At 71.6% G+C, this 15594-nt stretch carries 11 protein-coding genes; 4 read left to right on the top strand and 7 right to left on the bottom strand.

The features are described from left to right. Positions 1-175: 175 nt before the first annotated feature. A complete protein-coding gene (locus ACQEVM_RS10425) occupies positions 176-2392 on the top strand; it encodes a terpene synthase family protein (RefSeq protein ID WP_433077205.1) in 2217 nt (738 codons plus the stop codon). Positions 2393-2448: 56 nt separating this feature from the next. Here the strand turns inward: ACQEVM_RS10425 and ACQEVM_RS10420 are convergent, their stop codons facing one another. The 6 genes from ACQEVM_RS10420 to ACQEVM_RS10395 all read right to left on the bottom strand — a co-directional run bounded on the left by ACQEVM_RS10420 (position 2449) and on the right by ACQEVM_RS10395 (position 10798). Continuing rightward, positions 2449-3687 (bottom strand): GNAT family N-acetyltransferase, encoded by a 1239-nt coding sequence (locus tag ACQEVM_RS10420; protein WP_433077203.1) that lies wholly within the window; start codon positions 3685-3687, stop codon positions 2449-2451. 128 nt (positions 3688-3815) lie between these two features. Next, positions 3816-4979 (bottom strand): XdhC family protein, encoded by a 1164-nt coding sequence (locus ACQEVM_RS10415; protein ID WP_433077201.1) that lies wholly within the window; start codon positions 4977-4979, stop codon positions 3816-3818. Between the two features lie 80 nt (positions 4980-5059). Continuing rightward, positions 5060-6523, bottom strand: a complete 1464-nt coding sequence (locus tag ACQEVM_RS10410) for an NCS2 family permease (protein ID WP_351760723.1) — start codon at positions 6521-6523, stop codon at positions 5060-5062. Positions 6524-6882: 359 nt separating this feature from the next. Next, entirely contained in the window at positions 6883-9288 is a 2406-nt protein-coding gene (locus tag ACQEVM_RS10405; protein WP_433077198.1) for a xanthine dehydrogenase family protein molybdopterin-binding subunit, read from the bottom strand. 2 nt (positions 9289-9290) lie between these two features. After that, positions 9291-9899 carry a (2Fe-2S)-binding protein gene (locus ACQEVM_RS10400; RefSeq protein ID WP_433077196.1) on the bottom strand — a complete coding sequence of 203 codons (609 nt, stop codon included), beginning with the start codon at positions 9897-9899 and terminating at the stop codon, positions 9291-9293. A 2-nt stretch (positions 9900-9901) separates the two neighbouring features. Beyond that, positions 9902-10798, bottom strand: coding sequence for an FAD binding domain-containing protein (locus ACQEVM_RS10395; RefSeq protein WP_433077194.1), 897 nt, complete (start codon positions 10796-10798; stop codon positions 9902-9904). Between the two features lie 253 nt (positions 10799-11051). On the opposite strand from ACQEVM_RS10395, the gene ACQEVM_RS10390 reads away from it, so the two are divergent. Both ACQEVM_RS10390 and ACQEVM_RS10385 read left to right on the top strand, forming a co-directional pair. Continuing rightward, entirely contained in the window at positions 11052-12728 is a 1677-nt protein-coding gene (locus ACQEVM_RS10390; RefSeq protein WP_433077192.1) for a PucR family transcriptional regulator, read from the top strand. Positions 12729-12882: 154 nt separating this feature from the next. Beyond that, positions 12883-13659 carry a hypothetical protein gene (locus ACQEVM_RS10385; protein WP_433077190.1) on the top strand — a complete coding sequence of 259 codons (777 nt, stop codon included), beginning with the start codon at positions 12883-12885 and terminating at the stop codon, positions 13657-13659. 88 nt (positions 13660-13747) lie between these two features. Here ACQEVM_RS10385 and ACQEVM_RS10380 read toward each other — a convergent pair whose 3' ends face one another. After that, positions 13748-14425: a GntR family transcriptional regulator gene (locus ACQEVM_RS10380; RefSeq protein WP_433077188.1), complete on the bottom strand. Its 678-nt coding sequence runs from the start codon at positions 14423-14425 to the stop codon at positions 13748-13750. Positions 14426-14556: 131 nt separating this feature from the next. Between ACQEVM_RS10380 and ACQEVM_RS10375 the strand changes: the two genes are divergently transcribed. Then, positions 14557-15423: a (2Fe-2S)-binding protein gene (locus ACQEVM_RS10375; protein WP_433077186.1), complete on the top strand. Its 867-nt coding sequence runs from the start codon at positions 14557-14559 to the stop codon at positions 15421-15423. Positions 15424-15594 lie beyond the last annotated feature (171 nt).

Raw genomic sequence — 15594 nt, 5'->3', positions numbered from 1 at the left:
CGGACCGGATCGCTATCCCCCGTCGGGCCTCCATGTCGCGGAACGTCACTTCCGTCACCTGAAGCAGTGAACTCCCCCTTGTCCCTCCCGCACCAGGGGTAGAGGCCTGCTGATCTCGTGCGGGGGGCCGCTGCCGAAGGCCTCCGCACCCTCGGACCGAAAGGCCTGCCCCGCCGTGACACAGCCGTTCCAACTCCCGGACTTCTATGTGCCGTATCCGGCACGACTGAACCCCCATCTGGAAGCCGCGCGCGCCCACACCAGGCAGTGGGCCCGCGACTTCGAGATGCTGGAGGGGTCCGGCGTCTGGGAGGAGAGCGACCTCGAATCGCACGACTACGCCCTGCTGTGTTCCTACACGCACCCCGACTGCGACGTCGACGCGCTGAACCTGGTCACCGACTGGTACGTGTGGGTCTTCTTCTTCGACGACCACTTCCTGGAGATGTACAAGCGCTCCCAGGACCGGGACGGCGCCCAGGCCTACCTCGACCGGCTCGCCGCCTTCATGCCGATGGACCTCTCCGACGGATTCCCCGAGGCGACGAACCCGGTGGAGGCGGGCCTGAAGGACCTGTGGCTGCGGACGGTCCCCGCCATGTCGGCGGACTGGCGGGAACGGTTCTCCGAGTCGACCCGCAACCTCCTCAACGAGTCGATGTGGGAACTCGCCAACATCAACATCGGGCGGGTGGCGAACCCCCTCGAGTACATCGAGATGCGCCGCAAGGTGGGTGGCGCGCCCTGGTCGGCCGGCCTCATCGAGTACGTCTCCGCGGAGGTCCCGGCGCGCGTCGCGCACTCGCGGCCGCTCGCGGTGCTGCGCGACGCCTTCTCCGACGCCGTGCACATCAGGAACGACATCTTCTCCTACGAGCGCGAAGTCGCCGACGAGGGCGAACTCTCCAACGCCATCCTCGTGTTGGAGACCTTCCTCGGATGCTCCACCCAGGAGGCCGCCGAGGCATCGAACGACCTGCTGACCTCCCGCCTCCACCAGTTCGAGCAGACCGCCCTGTCCGAGCTGCCCCAGCTCTTCGTCGACCGGGCGATGAACCCGGCGGAGGTCGCGGCCGTCCTCGCCTACGCGAAGGGCCTGCAGGACTGGCAGTCCGGGGGCCACGAGTGGCACATGGTCTCCAGCCGCTACATGAACAAGGAGGCGCGGGCCACCACCCCGCTCAGCCTGCCCTTCATGCCCGACGGGCTCGGCACCACCGCGCTCGACGTCCGGTCCCTGTTCACCCGGCGCTCGATGGACCTGCGCCGCCGCTCCTTCACCCACGTGCCCTTCGAGAAGACCGGACCGTCGGTCATCCCCGACATCTACATGCCGCACCGGCTGTCGTTGAGCCCGCACCTGTCACACGCCCGCGAGGAGTCGGTCGCCTGGTGCAAGGCGATGGGGATGTTGGACCCGCAGCCGGGCGATCCCGGTTCGGCGATCTGGTCCGAACGCAAGCTGCGCGGCTACGACTTCGCCGTCTGCTCGGCCGGGATCGACCCCGACGCCACCCCGGAGGCCCTGGCCCTCAACGCGTGCTGGCTGAGCTGGGGCACGTACGGGGACGACTACTACCCGGTGGTGTTCGCCCAGGCGAAGAACCTCAGCGCGGCCAAGGCCACCACGACCCGGCTGATCGCCATGATCCCCGTCGACCACGCGGAGCAGGCGGAGCCGGTGACGGCGATGGAGCGCGGGCTCGGCGACCTGTGGGTGCGCACCAGCGCGGGCATGTCGCGCGAGCAGCGCACGGAGTTCCGGGCGACGCTGGTGAGCATGTTGGAGAGCTGGCTGTGGGAGGTGGAGAACCAGATCCTGAACCGCATCCCCGACCCGGTGGACTACGCGGAGATGCGCCGTCACACCTTCGGCTCCCACCTCACCATGTACCTGTGCCGGCTCGGCCACCAGAACCGCGGCATCCCCGACGAGATCTACGCCTCGGGCACCATCCGGTCGCTGGAGAACGCCGTCGCCGACGCCGCCTGCATGATCAACGACGTCTACTCCTACCAGAAGGAGGTGGAGGTCGAGGGCGAGGTGCACAACCACATCCTCGTCACCCGGAACTTCTTCGACATCGGCTACCCGGAGGCCCTGCACATCTGCCACGCGCTGATGACGCAGCGGACCGAGGAGTTCGAGCACATCGTCGCGACCCGGCTGCCGCTGCTCTACGACGACTGGAAGTTGGGCGAGGAGGCGCGGGCCGCGCTCGACGCGTACGTCGCCGAGCTCAAGGACTGGCACGCGGGCATCCTCAACTGGCACGAGAAGATCGCCCGTTACCGGCCGGAGGATCTGTACGAGCTGCCGGTCGGCCTGGGTGCGGGCGCCTGGAGCGACGGCTTCGGGATGTCCGCCGCCCGGATCTCGCTGCCCCGCTGACAAGGCGGGCGGGGGCGGTCCGCTCGCCCGCCCCCACCCGCCGCCGGCGCGCCCGCTCAGAACTCGTCGGCGGTGTGCGCAAGCAGCCCGGTCCGCAGCGCCGCGTCCAGTGCGGCAGCCGCGCCCGGGACCCGTTCCTCCACCAGCCCGGCGGCGACCAGCTCGGCGACCCGGGTCCCGCCCAGGTAGCAGGCGGCCAGCTCGCGCACGTCCAGTACCAGGTCGGGTGCGGCCCGGGCGGGCTCGCAGGCGGCTCCGTCCGGTCCCGCCTTGAGCCGGTACCGACCCGCGTTGGCGGGCAGACGCGCGTCGGACAGCTCCAGGACCAGTTCCACCGGCGCGGCCCACGACCGGGCGGTCAGCGCCGCCGGGACGTCCACCAGGCGCAGCCACAGCGCCGGGAACTGGGCGGTGACCCGTACCTGGTCCCGGTCGGCGGCGAAGTGCAGCAGCGGGTCGTCGACCGGGCGGCCCCAGGCGGTGACCTTTCCGGTCAGGTCGAGGGAGGACACGCACTCCCACAGGGCCGCGGCGACCGCCGGGGTGTCGGCCTCCAGTTCGTCCACGCGCACCAGGCCCACGCCGTGGGGCCGGCCGTCGCCCGCCGCCGGGGCGGACTTGGTGCGGTAGAGCACGTACCCGGCGATCGGCTCGCCGGGCGCGCCCAGGACGATGGTCCGGGGCGGGCTCAACTCCTCGTCCTCCTCGTCGTGTTCGCCAAGCCATTCGTCGGCCCAGCGCTCCGCGCTGCGGCGCGGCCGGCCGGCCCGGGCGGCGCGGGCGGCCTCGTGGTACGGGCCGACCAGGTCCGGTACGTCGGCGGGTTCGACCAGGCGCAGCGGGCGTCGGTCCGGGGCGATGCGCAGGGCCAGGGGGCGGGTGGAGTCGATCTCGATGGTGACGCCCTGGGTGGCGGCGCCGTAGCCGAAGCGGCCGTAGATGACGGCCTCGGAGGCCCACAGGGCGGCGATCGGGTCGCCGGCGGCGGTGGTCCGGCGCAGTTGCTCGTGCATCAGGGCGGTGAGGACGCCCCGGCGGCGGTGCGTGGGGGCGACGCAGACGAAGGTGACACCGGGGCAGGCGAGATCGGCCCCGGGCACCGAGAGCCGGAAGGCGTGCGCGGCCATGAAGCCGACCAGTGCGTCCCCGTCGTAGGCGCCGATGCGGGCGCACCGGGTCAGCAGGGCGTGGTGGAGTGCCCGGCGGTCGTGGTCGGGGCGGTCGTGGAAGACCAGGTAGGCGAGCTCCAGAGCGCGGTCGATCTCGGCCTCGGGTACCTCGCGGATGTCCACCATGATCGGGAGACTAATCGGTCATCGCGGACCGGTCACCCCATAGTGGCCGGATCCGTACGGCCTCCCGGGGGCACGCCCGGCGTGCGGGGCGGTGGTGCGGCTGCCCGCCGCGAGGAGGGGCCCGCTCTTCAAGCGACGGAGCCTATCCGTCCGACCACGGTGTTCGATCCGTCGTGGTGGATCGGGATGCGCGCGCCGGTCAGGGCGGCGCCGGTGCCGCCGCGCCGGTTCGCGACGATCTCGGCGGCGATGGACAGCGCGGTCTCCTCCGGGGAGCGGGCGCCGAGGTCCAGGCCGATCGGGGAGCGCAGGCGGGCGAGTTCGAGTTCGCTCACGCCGACCTCGCGGAGCCGCTTGTTGCGGTCCTCGTGGGTGCGGCGGGAGCCCATGGCGCCGACGTAGGCGACGGGAAGTCGCAGGGCCAGTTCGAGGAGCGGGACGTCGAACTTGGCGTCGTGGGTGAGCACGCACAGGACGGTCCGGGCGTCGACGGTTCCGGCGTCGACCTGGGCCTCCAGGTAGCGGTGCGGCCAGTCGACCACGATGTCGTCCGCCTCGGGGAAACGGTTCTTCGTGGCGAACACGGGACGGGCGTCACACAGGGTGACGTGGTAGCCGAGGAACTTGCCGATGCGCACGAGGGCGGAGGCGAAGTCGATGGCACCGAAGACGATCATCCGCGGGGGCGGGACGCTGGACTCGACCAGCACCTTGAGCGGCTCCCCGCACAGCCGGCCGTCCGCGCCGACCTCCAGCACGCCGGTCCGGCCGGCGTCCAGCATGGCGCGGGCCTCCTCGGCGAGGGTGCGGTCGAGCTCGGGGTGTCCCCCGAAGCCGCCCTCGTGCGAGCCGTCGGCCCGGACGACCACCGCGCGACCCATCAACTCGGCCGGGCCCTGGGCGATCCGGGCCACCGCAGCCGCCTCCCCGCGGGCGGCGGCGGCCAGCGCGGCCGCGAACACCTCCCGCACGGGAGAGTCCGCGGCGACCGGGGTGACGAGGATGTCGATGATTCCACCGCAGGTCAGACCCACGGCGAAGGCATCGTCGTCGCTGTACCCGAAGCGCTCCAGGACGGGCTCCCCGTCCTCCAGCGCCTGCCGGCACAGTTCGTACACCGCACCCTCCACGCATCCGCCGGAGACCGAACCGATGGCCGTCCCCTCGCCGTCGACGGCGAGGGCGGCTCCGGGCTGCCGGGGCGCGCTCCCGCCGACCGCCACGACCGTGGCGACGGCGAAGTCACGTCCCTGCTCGACCCACCGGTTCAATTCCTCGGCGATGTCCAGCATGCGGGCCTCCTCGGAGAGGTTCGGTTTCCAGTATCGGATGACGTGGAGAATGCGGCTTGGTGCGCGGGCGTCCGGGTCGGCTAGCCGACGCCGAGCCAGCCCTCGATCGGGTGGAGCGCGAAGTAGACCAGGAAGATGCCGGTCAGCGCCCACATGAAGGCACCGATCTCGCGGGCCTTGCCCTGGGCGACCTTGATGGCCACGTAGGAGATGACGCCCGCGGCGACACCGGCGGTGATCTGGTAGGTGAACGGCATGATCACGACGGTCAGGAAGACCGGGATCGCGGTGGCCGTGTCGGCCCAGTCCACGTGGCGGGCGTTCTGCATCATCATCGCGCCGATGACGACCAGGGCCGCGGAGGCGACCTCGCCGGGCACGATCTGCGTGATCGGGGTGAAGAAGAGGCAGGCGGCGAAGAAGAGGCCGGTGACGACGGAGGCGAGGCCCGTACGGGCACCCTCACCGACGCCGGTGGCGGACTCGACGAAGACGGTCTGGCCGGAGCCGCCCGCGATGCCACCGATGGCGCCACCGGCGCCGTCGATGAACAGCGCCTTCGACAGGCCCGGCATGCGGCCCTGGTCGTCGGCGAGCTTGGCCTCGGTGCCGACGCCGATGATGGTGGCCATCGCGTCGAAGAAGCCGGCGAGCACGAGGGTGAAGACGATCATGCCGATCGTCATGACGCCGACGTCGCCCCAGCCACCGAACTCGACCTTGCCGAACAGCGAGAAGTCGGGCATCGAGACCGCGGAGCCGGAGAGCTCCGGGGGGCCGTTCTTCCAGGCCTTGGGGTCGATGTCCACGATGGCGTTCAGGATCGCGGCGAGGACGGTGCCGCCCACGATGCCGATCAGGATGGCGCCGGGGATCTTGCGGGCCTGCAGCATGAAGATGGCGAGCAGGGTGACGCAGAAGAGCAGGACGGGCCAGCCCGCGAGCTCACCGACGGCGCCGAGCTGGACCGGGGGGCCGAACTGCGGACCCGCGCCGACGAAGCCGGCCTTCACGAGCCCGATCAGGGCGACGAAGAGGCCGATGCCCATGGTGATGGCGTGCTTGAGCGCGAGGGGGATCGCGTTCATGATCATCTCTCGGAGGCCGGTGACGACCAGGAGACAGATCACCACGCCGTACATCACGCACATGCCCATGGCCTGCGGCCAGGTCATCTGCGGCGCGACCTGCGAGGCGAGGACGCCGGAGACGGAGAGCCCCGCCGCGAGGGCGAGCGGCACCTTTCCGACGAAGCCCATGAGCAGCGTGGTCAGGGCCGCCGCGAAGGCGGTGGCCGTGATCAGGGCCGCGGGGGCCATGGTGTTTCCGGCGACGTCCTTGCCGGAGAGGATCAGGGGGTTGAGCAGGAGGATGTACGCCATGGCCATGAAGGTCGTGATACCGCCACGGACCTCGTTGCCGACGTTGGATCCTCTGTGCGTTATGTGAAAGTACCGATCGAGCCAAGAACGCCCGGCGGGGGTGCGAGAGCCGTCGCCGGCCTCTTCCGCGGTGGTCTTGGGCTCCACAGACGATTGGGTCATGGTGCCTAACTCCCAAGGTTCAAAGGGGCACCCGCTTGGAGATTGGAGATGCGGGATTTGGGATGGTGCGTTTGGCTGCACGACCCGGGGTGACGGCCCGAGGCGACGCGAAATGTGCACTGCGTGTACTGCGGGTACTGCGGGGTTTCGCGGTACTGCCGGTGGCTCCGGGGTGGTGGTGCCTTCCGGGTGGGTGGTGCGTGGGGGTACTGCCGGTGGAACGGGCCGCGAGCGGTGCGGCTTTGCGTATTCCGGACTTCGGGCTCCGGGCGGTGCGGTCGGCAAGTGTGACGTTCCCGTGTCACACCGCCCGGAGAGCTGGGGGTCCGGGGGCCTCGCGGCCCCCGGAGCACGCCGTCCTAGAGGGTGCCGGTGAGGGCTTCCGGACGGATCGGCGTCTTGTTGAGCTCCAGACCGGTCGCCGCCCGGATCGCCGCGAGGACGGCCGGGGTGGACGACAGGGTGGGGGCCTCGCCCATGCCGCGCAGCCCGTAGGGCGCGTTCGGGTCGGCGAGTTCCAGGACGTCGACCGGGATGGTCGGGGTGTCGAGGATGGTCGGGATCAGGTAGTCCGTGAAGGAGGGGTTGCGCACCTTCGCGGTCTTCGGGTCGACGATGATCTCTTCCATGATCGCCACGCCGAGGCCCTGGGTGGTGCCGCCCTGGATCTGGCCGACGACGGAGAGCATGTTCAGCGCCTTGCCGACGTCCTGGGCGGTGGCGAGCTCGACGACCTTGACGAGGCCGAGTTCGGTGTCCACCTCGACCACCGCGCGGTGCGCGGCGAACGTGTACTGGACGTGGCCGTCGCCCTGGCCGGTCTTCAGGTCGAAGGCGACGGTCGGCCGGTGCCGGAACTCCAGCTCCAGGTCGATCGCGTCCTCGCCCTCCAGGATGTCCGCCAGTTCGGCGAGCACCTCCCCGCCGTCGGTGACGACCTTGCCGCCCTCCAGGAGCAGTTCGGCGGTCGCCCACGCGGGGTGGTACGAGCCGTTCTTGCGGCGGCCGATCTCCAGAACGGCCTCGCGGACGGCCTCGCAGGTGTTCTTCACGGCGCCACCGGTCATGTACGTCTGCCGCGAGGCGGACGTGGAACCGGCGGAGCCGACCTGCGTGTCGGCCGGGTGGATGGTCACCTGCGTGACACCCAGTTCCGTGCGGGCGATCTGGGCGTGCACGGTGACACCGCCCTGGCCGACCTCCGCCATGGCCGTGTGGACCATCGCGACGGGCTCGCCGTTGATGACCTCCAGGCGCACGCGGGCGGTGGAGTAGTCGTCGAAGCCCTCGGAGAAGCCGACGTTCTTGATGCCGACCGCGTAGCCGACACCGCGGACGACGCCCTCGCCGTGGGTGGTGTTGGACAGGCCGCCGGGCAGCGCGCGGACGTCCGCGCCCTCGCCGGCGGTCTCCCACTGGCGCTCCGGCGGGAGCGGGCGGGCCTTGACCCGGCGCAGCAGTTCGGCGACGGGCGCCGGGGAGTCCACGACCTGGCCGGTGGGCATGATCGTGCCCATCTCCATGGCGTTCAGCTGGCGGAACTCGACCGGGTCCATGCCCAGCTTCGCCGCGAGCTTGTCCATCTGGGCCTCGTAGGCGAAGCAGGCCTGGACGGCGCCGAAGCCGCGCATCGCTCCACAGGGCGGGTTGTTCGAGTAGAGGGCGATGGCCTCGATCTCGACGTCGTCGATCACGTACGGGCCGACGGACAGCGAGGAGGCGTTGCCCACGACCGCCGGGGAGGCCGACGCGTACGCGCCGCCGTCCAGGACGATCTTGCACTTCATGTGCGTGAGCTTGCCGTCCTTGGTGGCGCCGTGCTCGTAGTAGAGCTTCGCCGGGTGGCGGTGCACGTGGCCGAAGAAGGACTCGAACCGGTTGTAGACGATCTTGACCGGCTTGTTCGTGGCCAGGGCCAGGAGGCAGGCGTGGATCTGCATCGAGATGTCCTCGCGGCCACCGAAGGCACCGCCGACGCCGGAGAGCGTCATGCGGATCTTCTCGGGCGGCAGGCCCAGGACCGGGGCGATCTGCTGGAGGTCGGAGTGCAGCCACTGGGTGGCGACGTACAGGTCGACGCCGCCGTCCTCGGACGGCACGGCCAGACCGGACTCCGGGCCGAGGAAGGCCTGGTCCTGCATGCCGAAGGTGTACTCGCCCTTGACGATGACGTCGGCGCGCTTGGCGGCCTCGTCCGCGTTGCCGCGGATGATCGGCTGGCGGTGCACGATGTTCGGGTGCGGGACGTGACCGGAGTGGTGGTCGTCGCGGCCCGGGTGGATCAGCGGCGCGTCGGGGGCGATGGCCGAGGCCTCGTCCGTGACGAGCGGCAGCTCCTTGTAGTCGATCTTGATCTTGGCGGCCGCGCGTCGGGCGGTCTCCGGGTGGTCGGCGGCCACGAGGGCGACCGGCTCACCGTGGTGGCGTACCCGACCGTTGGCGAGCACCGGGGTGTCCTGGATCTCCAGGCCGTAGTTCTTCATCTCGGCCGGCAGGTCGTCGTACGTGAGCACCGAGTACACGCCGGGCAGCGCGAGGGCCTCGGAGATGTCGATCGAGACGATCTCGGCGTGGGCCACGGTGCTGCGGAGCGTCTGGCCCCACAGCATGTCCTCGTGCCACATGTCGGAGGAGTACGCGAACTCACCGGTCACCTTGAGGGTGCCGTCGGGGCGCAGCGTGGACTCGCCGATGCCGCCCTTGGTGTGGTTCTGCGTGACGTTGGTCGGCGTGCCCGCCGGAACCGTGCGCGTGTTCTGAGCCATGGTCAGACCGCCTCTCCCTGACGGGCGGCCGCGAGGCGGACCGCGTCGAGGATCTTCTCGTAGCCCGTGCAGCGGCAGAGGTTGCCGGACAGGGCCTCACGGATGTCCTGGTCGGACGGGGAGGAGTTCTCCTCCAGCAGCGCGTCGGCCTGGACCAGCAGACCCGGGGTGCAGAAACCGCACTGCACGGCGCCGGCGTCGATGAACGCCTGCTGGATGTTGGAGAGCTCGACGCCCTCGCCGGTCTGCGAGTCGCCGGGCTTGGACTGCCACCGCCTGGCCGCGTCCAGGGAGACGCCGCCCTTGGTGCCGCAGCCGCCGCCGGTGCCGCAGGCACCGCCGTGACCGTGCTCCTCGCGCTGCTTGGCGAACTCCGCCAGGCCCTCGACGGTCACGACGTCGCGACCCTCGACCTGGCCGGCGGCCACGAGGCAGGAACACACGGGCACGCCGTCGAGGCGGACGGTGCAGGAACCGCACTCGCCCTGCTCGCAGGCGTTCTTCGAACCGGGCAGGCCCATGCGCTCGCGCAGGACGTAGAGGAGGGACTCGCCCTCCCAGACGTCGTCGGCTTCCTGCTGACGGCCGTTGACAGTGAAATTGACGCGCATGATTACGCAGCCCCTTCAAGCGAGCGGCCGTTTTCGGTGCCGCGGTACTGCTCCCAGGTCCAGACGAGCTGGCGGCGAGCCATGATGCCGACCGCGTGACGGCGGTACTTCGCCGTGCCGCGGACGTCGTCGATCGGGTTGGCCGCGCCGGAGGCGAGGTCACCGAACTGCTTGGCGATCGACGGGGTGATGACCTTGCCGGACTCCCAGAACCCGCCGTCTTCGAGCGCGGCGTTCAGGAACTCCTCGGCGGCCTTCGCACGGATCGGGGTCGGCGCGGCCGACCCGATGCCGGTGCGGACCGTGCGGGTCTCGGGGTGCAGCGCCAGGCCGAACGCGCAGACCGCGATGACCATCGCGTTGCGGGAGCCGACCTTGGAGTACTGCTGGGGGCCGTCCGCCTTCTTGACGTGGACGGTCTTGATGAGTTCGTCGGCGGCCAGCGCGTTGCGCTTCACACCCGTGTAGAACTCGTCGATCGGGATGAGGCGGGAACCGCGTACGGACTCCACCTCGACCTCGGCGCCCGCCGCGAGCAGCGCGGGGTGGGAGTCACCGGCCGGCGAGGCGCAACCGAGGTTGCCGCCGACGCCGCCGCGGTTGCGGATCTGCGGGGACGCGACCGTGTGCGAGGCGAGCGCGAGACCGGGCAGCTCCGTGCGGAGGTTCTCCATGATCTGCGTGTACGGAACGGAGGCGCCGAGCCGGACAACATCCTCGCCGACCTCCCACTCCCGCAGGAGACCGATGCGGTTCAGGTCCAGGAGGTACTCCGGCCGACGGTGGTCGAAGTTGATCTCGACCATCACATCGGTGCCACCCGCAATCGGCACAGCTGTGGGGAACTCGGCCTTAGCGGCGAGCGCCTCCTCCCAGCTGGCGGGGCGAAGGAAGTCCATGTGCGGCTCTCTTCTTCTTCATCGTGTCGTTCACTTCAAGCCAGGAGGCCCCATGGCCCTCGACTGGTCGTTCACGTGCTGTTAACGCGGTGTGGAGCCAGTACACAAGCCGCGCGTCCCCCGGGTGCAGTCACCGAAACCATGAAGGAGTTGGCTGGGGACCTCCCTCGTCTTGTAGATTCGTATGAAAGGCAGGATGCGACGACCTGCCCGATTTCCAACGGCAACATCGAGACAGATCGGCGGCGACATCATGCGGCTGCGCGCACTGCTGGAAACCGAGGCGCTGGGGCTGCGGCTGCTGGGCGGCGAGGAGGAGCTGGACCGGACGGTCCGCGGGGTCATGACGACCGACCTGCGCGATCCCAGCCGGTACCTCTCCGGAGGGGAACTCGTCCTCACTGGCCTGGCATGGCGAAGGAATTCGGCCGACTCCGAGCCGTTCGTACGAATCCTCGCGAGCGCGGGGGTCGCCGGGCTGGCGGCGGGCGAGGCGGAACTCGGCGACATCCCCGACGATCTGGTCTCGGCCTGTCTGCGCAACCGGCTGCCCCTGTTCGCCGTGAACGAGGACGTTGCATTCGCCACCATCACGGAGTACGTGGTGCGGCAGGTCTCCGGGGAGCGCGCGGGCGACCTCGCGGCCGTGGTCGACCGCCACCGACGGCTCATGACGTCCGGGCCTGCCGGCGGCGGTCCCGACGTGGTCCTGGATCTGCTCACCACCGACCTCGATCTCCGGGCCTGGGTGCTCTCGCCCACGGGCCGACAGATCGCCGGCGCGGGCGAACCGCTGGCACCGGGCGTCTGCGCGGCACTGGCCGGCGAGCACCTCGCGGCGGTCCGGACGGGCCGCAGGGGACCGCACCGGATCTCGATTCAGGGTATTACGTACTCGCTCTTCCCGATCAGGGGACACGGCCGGGGCGCCGGACCCGCGGCCCGTGACGTACGCGAGAGCGTGCTCTCCGACTGGCTGCTGGCCGTCGAGGCCGACGCGGGCGACTGGCCGGCCGAGCGCCTGGACCTGCTCCAGGGCGTCACCCAGCTCATCGCCGTCGAGCGGGACCGCCGGGACGCGGCCCGCACGGTGCGCCGCCGGCTGGCCCAGGAGGTGCTGGAGCTGGTGCAGACGGGCGCCCCGCCGGCGGAGATCGCCGCCCGCCTGCGGGTGGCCGCCCCGGTGCTGCTGCCCGGGCTGGGCGCGGCCCCGCACTGGCAGGTCGTGGTGGCCCGGGTGGACTGGGAGGGCGGCGACGTCGCCGGCGGGCCGGTGGCCCAGTCGCTGCTGGAGGAGATCCTGGTCGACCCGTCGCTGTCGGGGCCCGAGCCCTCCGACCGGATCGCGGTCGCCCACGCGGGCGACGAGGCCATCGCGCTGGTACCGCTGCCCGCGCTCTCCGGGGACACGGGCGAGGACAAGGGCCCCGACCCGGCCCTGCACGCCGACGTGCTCCTGAAGACCGTACGGGAGCCCCTGGCGGCCGGCCTCGCCGACGACGGACGGCTCACCCTGGGCGTCAGCGCCGCCGTGCACTCCGCCGAGGGCCTGCGCGGGGCGCTGGAGGAGGCCCGGCACGCCCGCCGGGTCGCCGCCGCCCGCCCCGGCCGGGTGTGCGCCGCCGGGCACCACGAGCTGGCCTCGCACGTCCTGCTGCTGCCGTTCGTGCCGGACGACGTGCGTCGCGCCTTCACGGCCCGGCTGCTCGACCCGCTGCGGGACTACGACCGGCGCCACCGGGCGGAGCTGATCCCGACCCTGGAGGCGTTCCTGGACTGCGACGGGTCGTGGACGCGCTGCGCGACGCGATTGCACCTGCACGTCAACACGCTGCGGTACCGGGTCGGGCGAATCGAGCAGTTGACGGGACGGGACTTGTCGCGGCTGGAGGACAAGCTCGATTTCTTCCTCGCACTGCGCATGAGCTGAGGAATCGCGCCAAGGGGTCGTCGCGGGCCACTGACGAGCCGTCCGGACTTTGTGAAAGAGTTCACCCGACCCCTTGGCCGAAGCCGCCGATCCGTGCTCTCATTTCGCCCCAGGGCTCAAAGACGTGCTGCTTGGTTGCTTTGGGGAGGGCAATGTGGCGGATACCGCCATGTCCGGTGCCGGTTCTACAGGGGGGGACGACCCTCTCCAGCGGGCGATATGGCGGCTGCGCTCGCGCGGCTGTTGGACCGACGCGGCGGCCCTGCTGACACCACACGTACACGACGCGGGCGCCGCCGTTCAGCGCACCGCGCTCCTCGTCGAGCGCTGCCTGTTCACCGGCCAGGGCTGGGCGGAGGCCGAGGACGCCCTGCGGGTCGCGGAGGCCGTGGCGCACGACGACGGCGAACGGGGCGCCGCCGCCTGCGAGCGGGGCCACCTGGCCTACGCCGCGACGGTGTTGGGGGTGCGCGACCGGGCCGACGAGGCCCGTTCCGCCCTGGGGCGCGCGGCGGCCCTGCTCTCGCCGGGATCCCGCGCCCGGCCGCTCCTGGACTTCCGCCGGGGGCTGGTCGCGGAGCACCTGGCGGACGCCCCGCAGGCGGCCCTGCCGGCGTACCGGCGGGCGCACGCCGGCGCCGTGGCCCACGACGACACCCTGCTGCTGTCGTTCACGTGGCGCCACCTGGCCGCGCTGGCCCTGCGCGACGGCGAGATCGCCGAGGCGCGCAAGGGGTTCGCGGAGTCCCTGCGGATCCGGGAGGACCTGGGCTTCCTGATCGGCACCGCTCCCGCGCTGGCCGCCCTGGCGGAGGCGGAACCCGAACCGGAGGCGGCCCGTCTGCGGGCGGAGGCCCGCCGCCTGTTCCACCTGTTGGGCGGCATCCCCACCTGGTTGGCGGACCAGCTCCACCCGAGTCCCGCCGCCTGACCCCGACCCGGCCCCGTCCGCCCGGACCGGCGGCGGGGACCGGGACGCCGTGAGGTGACGCCCCGCCCTCCGGCGCGCGGCCGGGACGTCAGCCCGCGGCGCCCGCGAAGTGTTCCCGTACGAGTGACTCGACCACGGCCAGGTCCCCCGCGATCAGGGCCTCCAGCAGCGCCACGTGCTCCGCCGCGTCCGCGACCAGGTCCGCGCGGCGCACCCGGGGGGCGCCGGGCAGGGGCCACTGGGATCGGCGGTGGAGGTCCTCCGCCACCTGGAGCAACTGCTCGTTGCCGGCGAGGGACAGCACCGCCCGGTGGAAGGCCCGATCGGCGTCGGCATAGCGGGGCAGGTCGCCGGCCACGGCCGCGTCCGCGGTGGCCGCCGCGGCCGGCCGCAGGGAGTCCCAGACCGAGGCCGGCAGGGTCCTGGCCAACCTCGACATCACCGGGACCTCCAGCAGGGCGCGCACCTCGGCCAGCTCCGCCAGCGCCCGCGGGGTACGGGTGAGCACGCGGAAGCCCCGGTTCGGGAGGCACTCCACCGCCCCCTCCAACGCCAACTGCTGCATCGCCTCGCGCACCGGGGTCGCCGAGACCCCGAACCGCTCGCCGAGCGCCGGGCCCGAGTAGATCTCCCCCGGCGCCAGTTCCCCGTCGATCAGTGCCGCGCGCAGGGCGTCCAGGATCTGACCGCGCACCGAATGGCGCAGTACCTTCTGTGGCGCGAGGGTGGGCTTCTCCGCCACCCCCGTGTGGGCCGCCTCCTGCACTCGGTCCCTCCCGGGGTGTCGACGTGCTCCGAGAATAGGCGACACGGCGGGGGGCGCCGATGATACGGACCTCGATCGATCGGGTAAGGTAAGGCTAACCTTCTGACGATCGCTCGATTCGGTGGTCCACGATGCCCGTCCAGACCTTGGCACCCGCCCCGGCCGGCTCTCCGGTGGCGGACGCCTACCAACGCCTGGCCGAGGTGTACGACGGCCTGCGGATCACGGAGCTCGCCGCGCACGAACCCGGACCTCGCGGTGTGGGATGGGTCGGCGCCGACGAGCTCGCGGCGGGCGGGGCGCCTCTCGACGCCTTCCTCGCCTGGGACAACGCCCAGGTGCTCCGGGACTACGGCCACCAGGCCCGGCCCGACGTCGTCGCGGGCTTCGGCCTGCACCGGTACGCCTGGCCGGCCTGTCTGCTGATCACCGTTCCGTGGCTGCTGCACCGGCGGGTCCCCCGGCCGGCCCCCGACCAGGTGGCCTTCCACCGGGCCACGGGCCGGATGGCGGTGCGCGTCGACGGTTTCGCCTGCCTGCCGGACGATCCGGCGGCCGCTCTCCCCGGGGCCCGGGTGGTGCCCGACGAGGAGGCGCTGCGCGTGGAGGTCCGGGCCGCGGTGGCCCGACACCTCGAACCGGTGCTGGAAGGTTTCGGCCCGCGCATGCGGCGCGGCCGGCGCGCCCTGTGGGGCATGGTGACGGACGACGTGGTCGAGAGCCTCTGGTACATCGGGGGGCTGCTCGGCGAGGAGTCGCGGGTCATGGCGGAGCTGGAGGCGCTGCTGCCCGGTTCCACGGCCCCGTACACGGGTGGCGCGGGCTTCCGCACCCTGGCGGGCCCCGACGGCGAGGAGCTCACCACCCGGGACCGGGCCGGCTGCTGCTTCTTCTACACGATCCGCCCGGAGGACACCTGCGTGACCTGCCCCCGCACCTGCGACAGCGAGCGCGTGGCCAGGATGACGGCGACGGTCGAGGCACCCCCGGCGGACTGAACCCACCCGCGTGGGTGAACGCGATTCGAACCCAAACCCATCCGCGCGCACAGGCGTTCGAGCCACAACACCCTATCCGACGGGCCCGGCCCCCCGTTGGCGTCCACTTGCCCCGAAACCCGCGTGTGCGGCGGACCGACTGCGCCACTATGGCGCCCGGAAAGCCGCATA

The organism is Streptomyces sp. CA-243310 (assembly GCF_050936775.1).
Taxonomy (GTDB): domain Bacteria; phylum Actinomycetota; class Actinomycetes; order Streptomycetales; family Streptomycetaceae; genus Streptomyces.
This window is presented reverse-complemented; position numbering and strand designations above follow the sequence as displayed.

What these genes read in the sequence shown, in the direction of transcription:
- ACQEVM_RS10415 (WP_433077201.1), bottom strand. Translation starts at nt 4,979, where the DNA reads ATGCTGGACATCGCCGAGGAATTGAACCGGTGGGTCGAGCAGGGACGT.
- ACQEVM_RS10390 (WP_433077192.1), top strand. Translation starts at nt 11,052, where the DNA reads ATGCGGCTGCGCGCACTGCTGGAAACCGAGGCGCTGGGGCTGCGGCTG.
- ACQEVM_RS10400 (WP_433077196.1), bottom strand. Translation starts at nt 9,899, where the DNA reads ATGCGCGTCAATTTCACTGTCAACGGCCGTCAGCAGGAAGCCGACGAC.
- ACQEVM_RS10395 (WP_433077194.1), bottom strand. Translation starts at nt 10,798, where the DNA reads ATGGACTTCCTTCGCCCCGCCAGCTGGGAGGAGGCGCTCGCCGCTAAG.
- ACQEVM_RS10405 (WP_433077198.1), bottom strand. Translation starts at nt 9,288, where the DNA reads ATGGCTCAGAACACGCGCACGGTTCCGGCGGGCACGCCGACCAACGTC.
- ACQEVM_RS10410 (WP_351760723.1), bottom strand. Translation starts at nt 6,523, where the DNA reads ATGACCCAATCGTCTGTGGAGCCCAAGACCACCGCGGAAGAGGCCGGC.
- ACQEVM_RS10420 (WP_433077203.1), bottom strand. Translation starts at nt 3,687, where the DNA reads ATGGTGGACATCCGCGAGGTACCCGAGGCCGAGATCGACCGCGCTCTG.
- ACQEVM_RS10375 (WP_433077186.1), top strand. Translation starts at nt 14,557, where the DNA reads ATGCCCGTCCAGACCTTGGCACCCGCCCCGGCCGGCTCTCCGGTGGCG.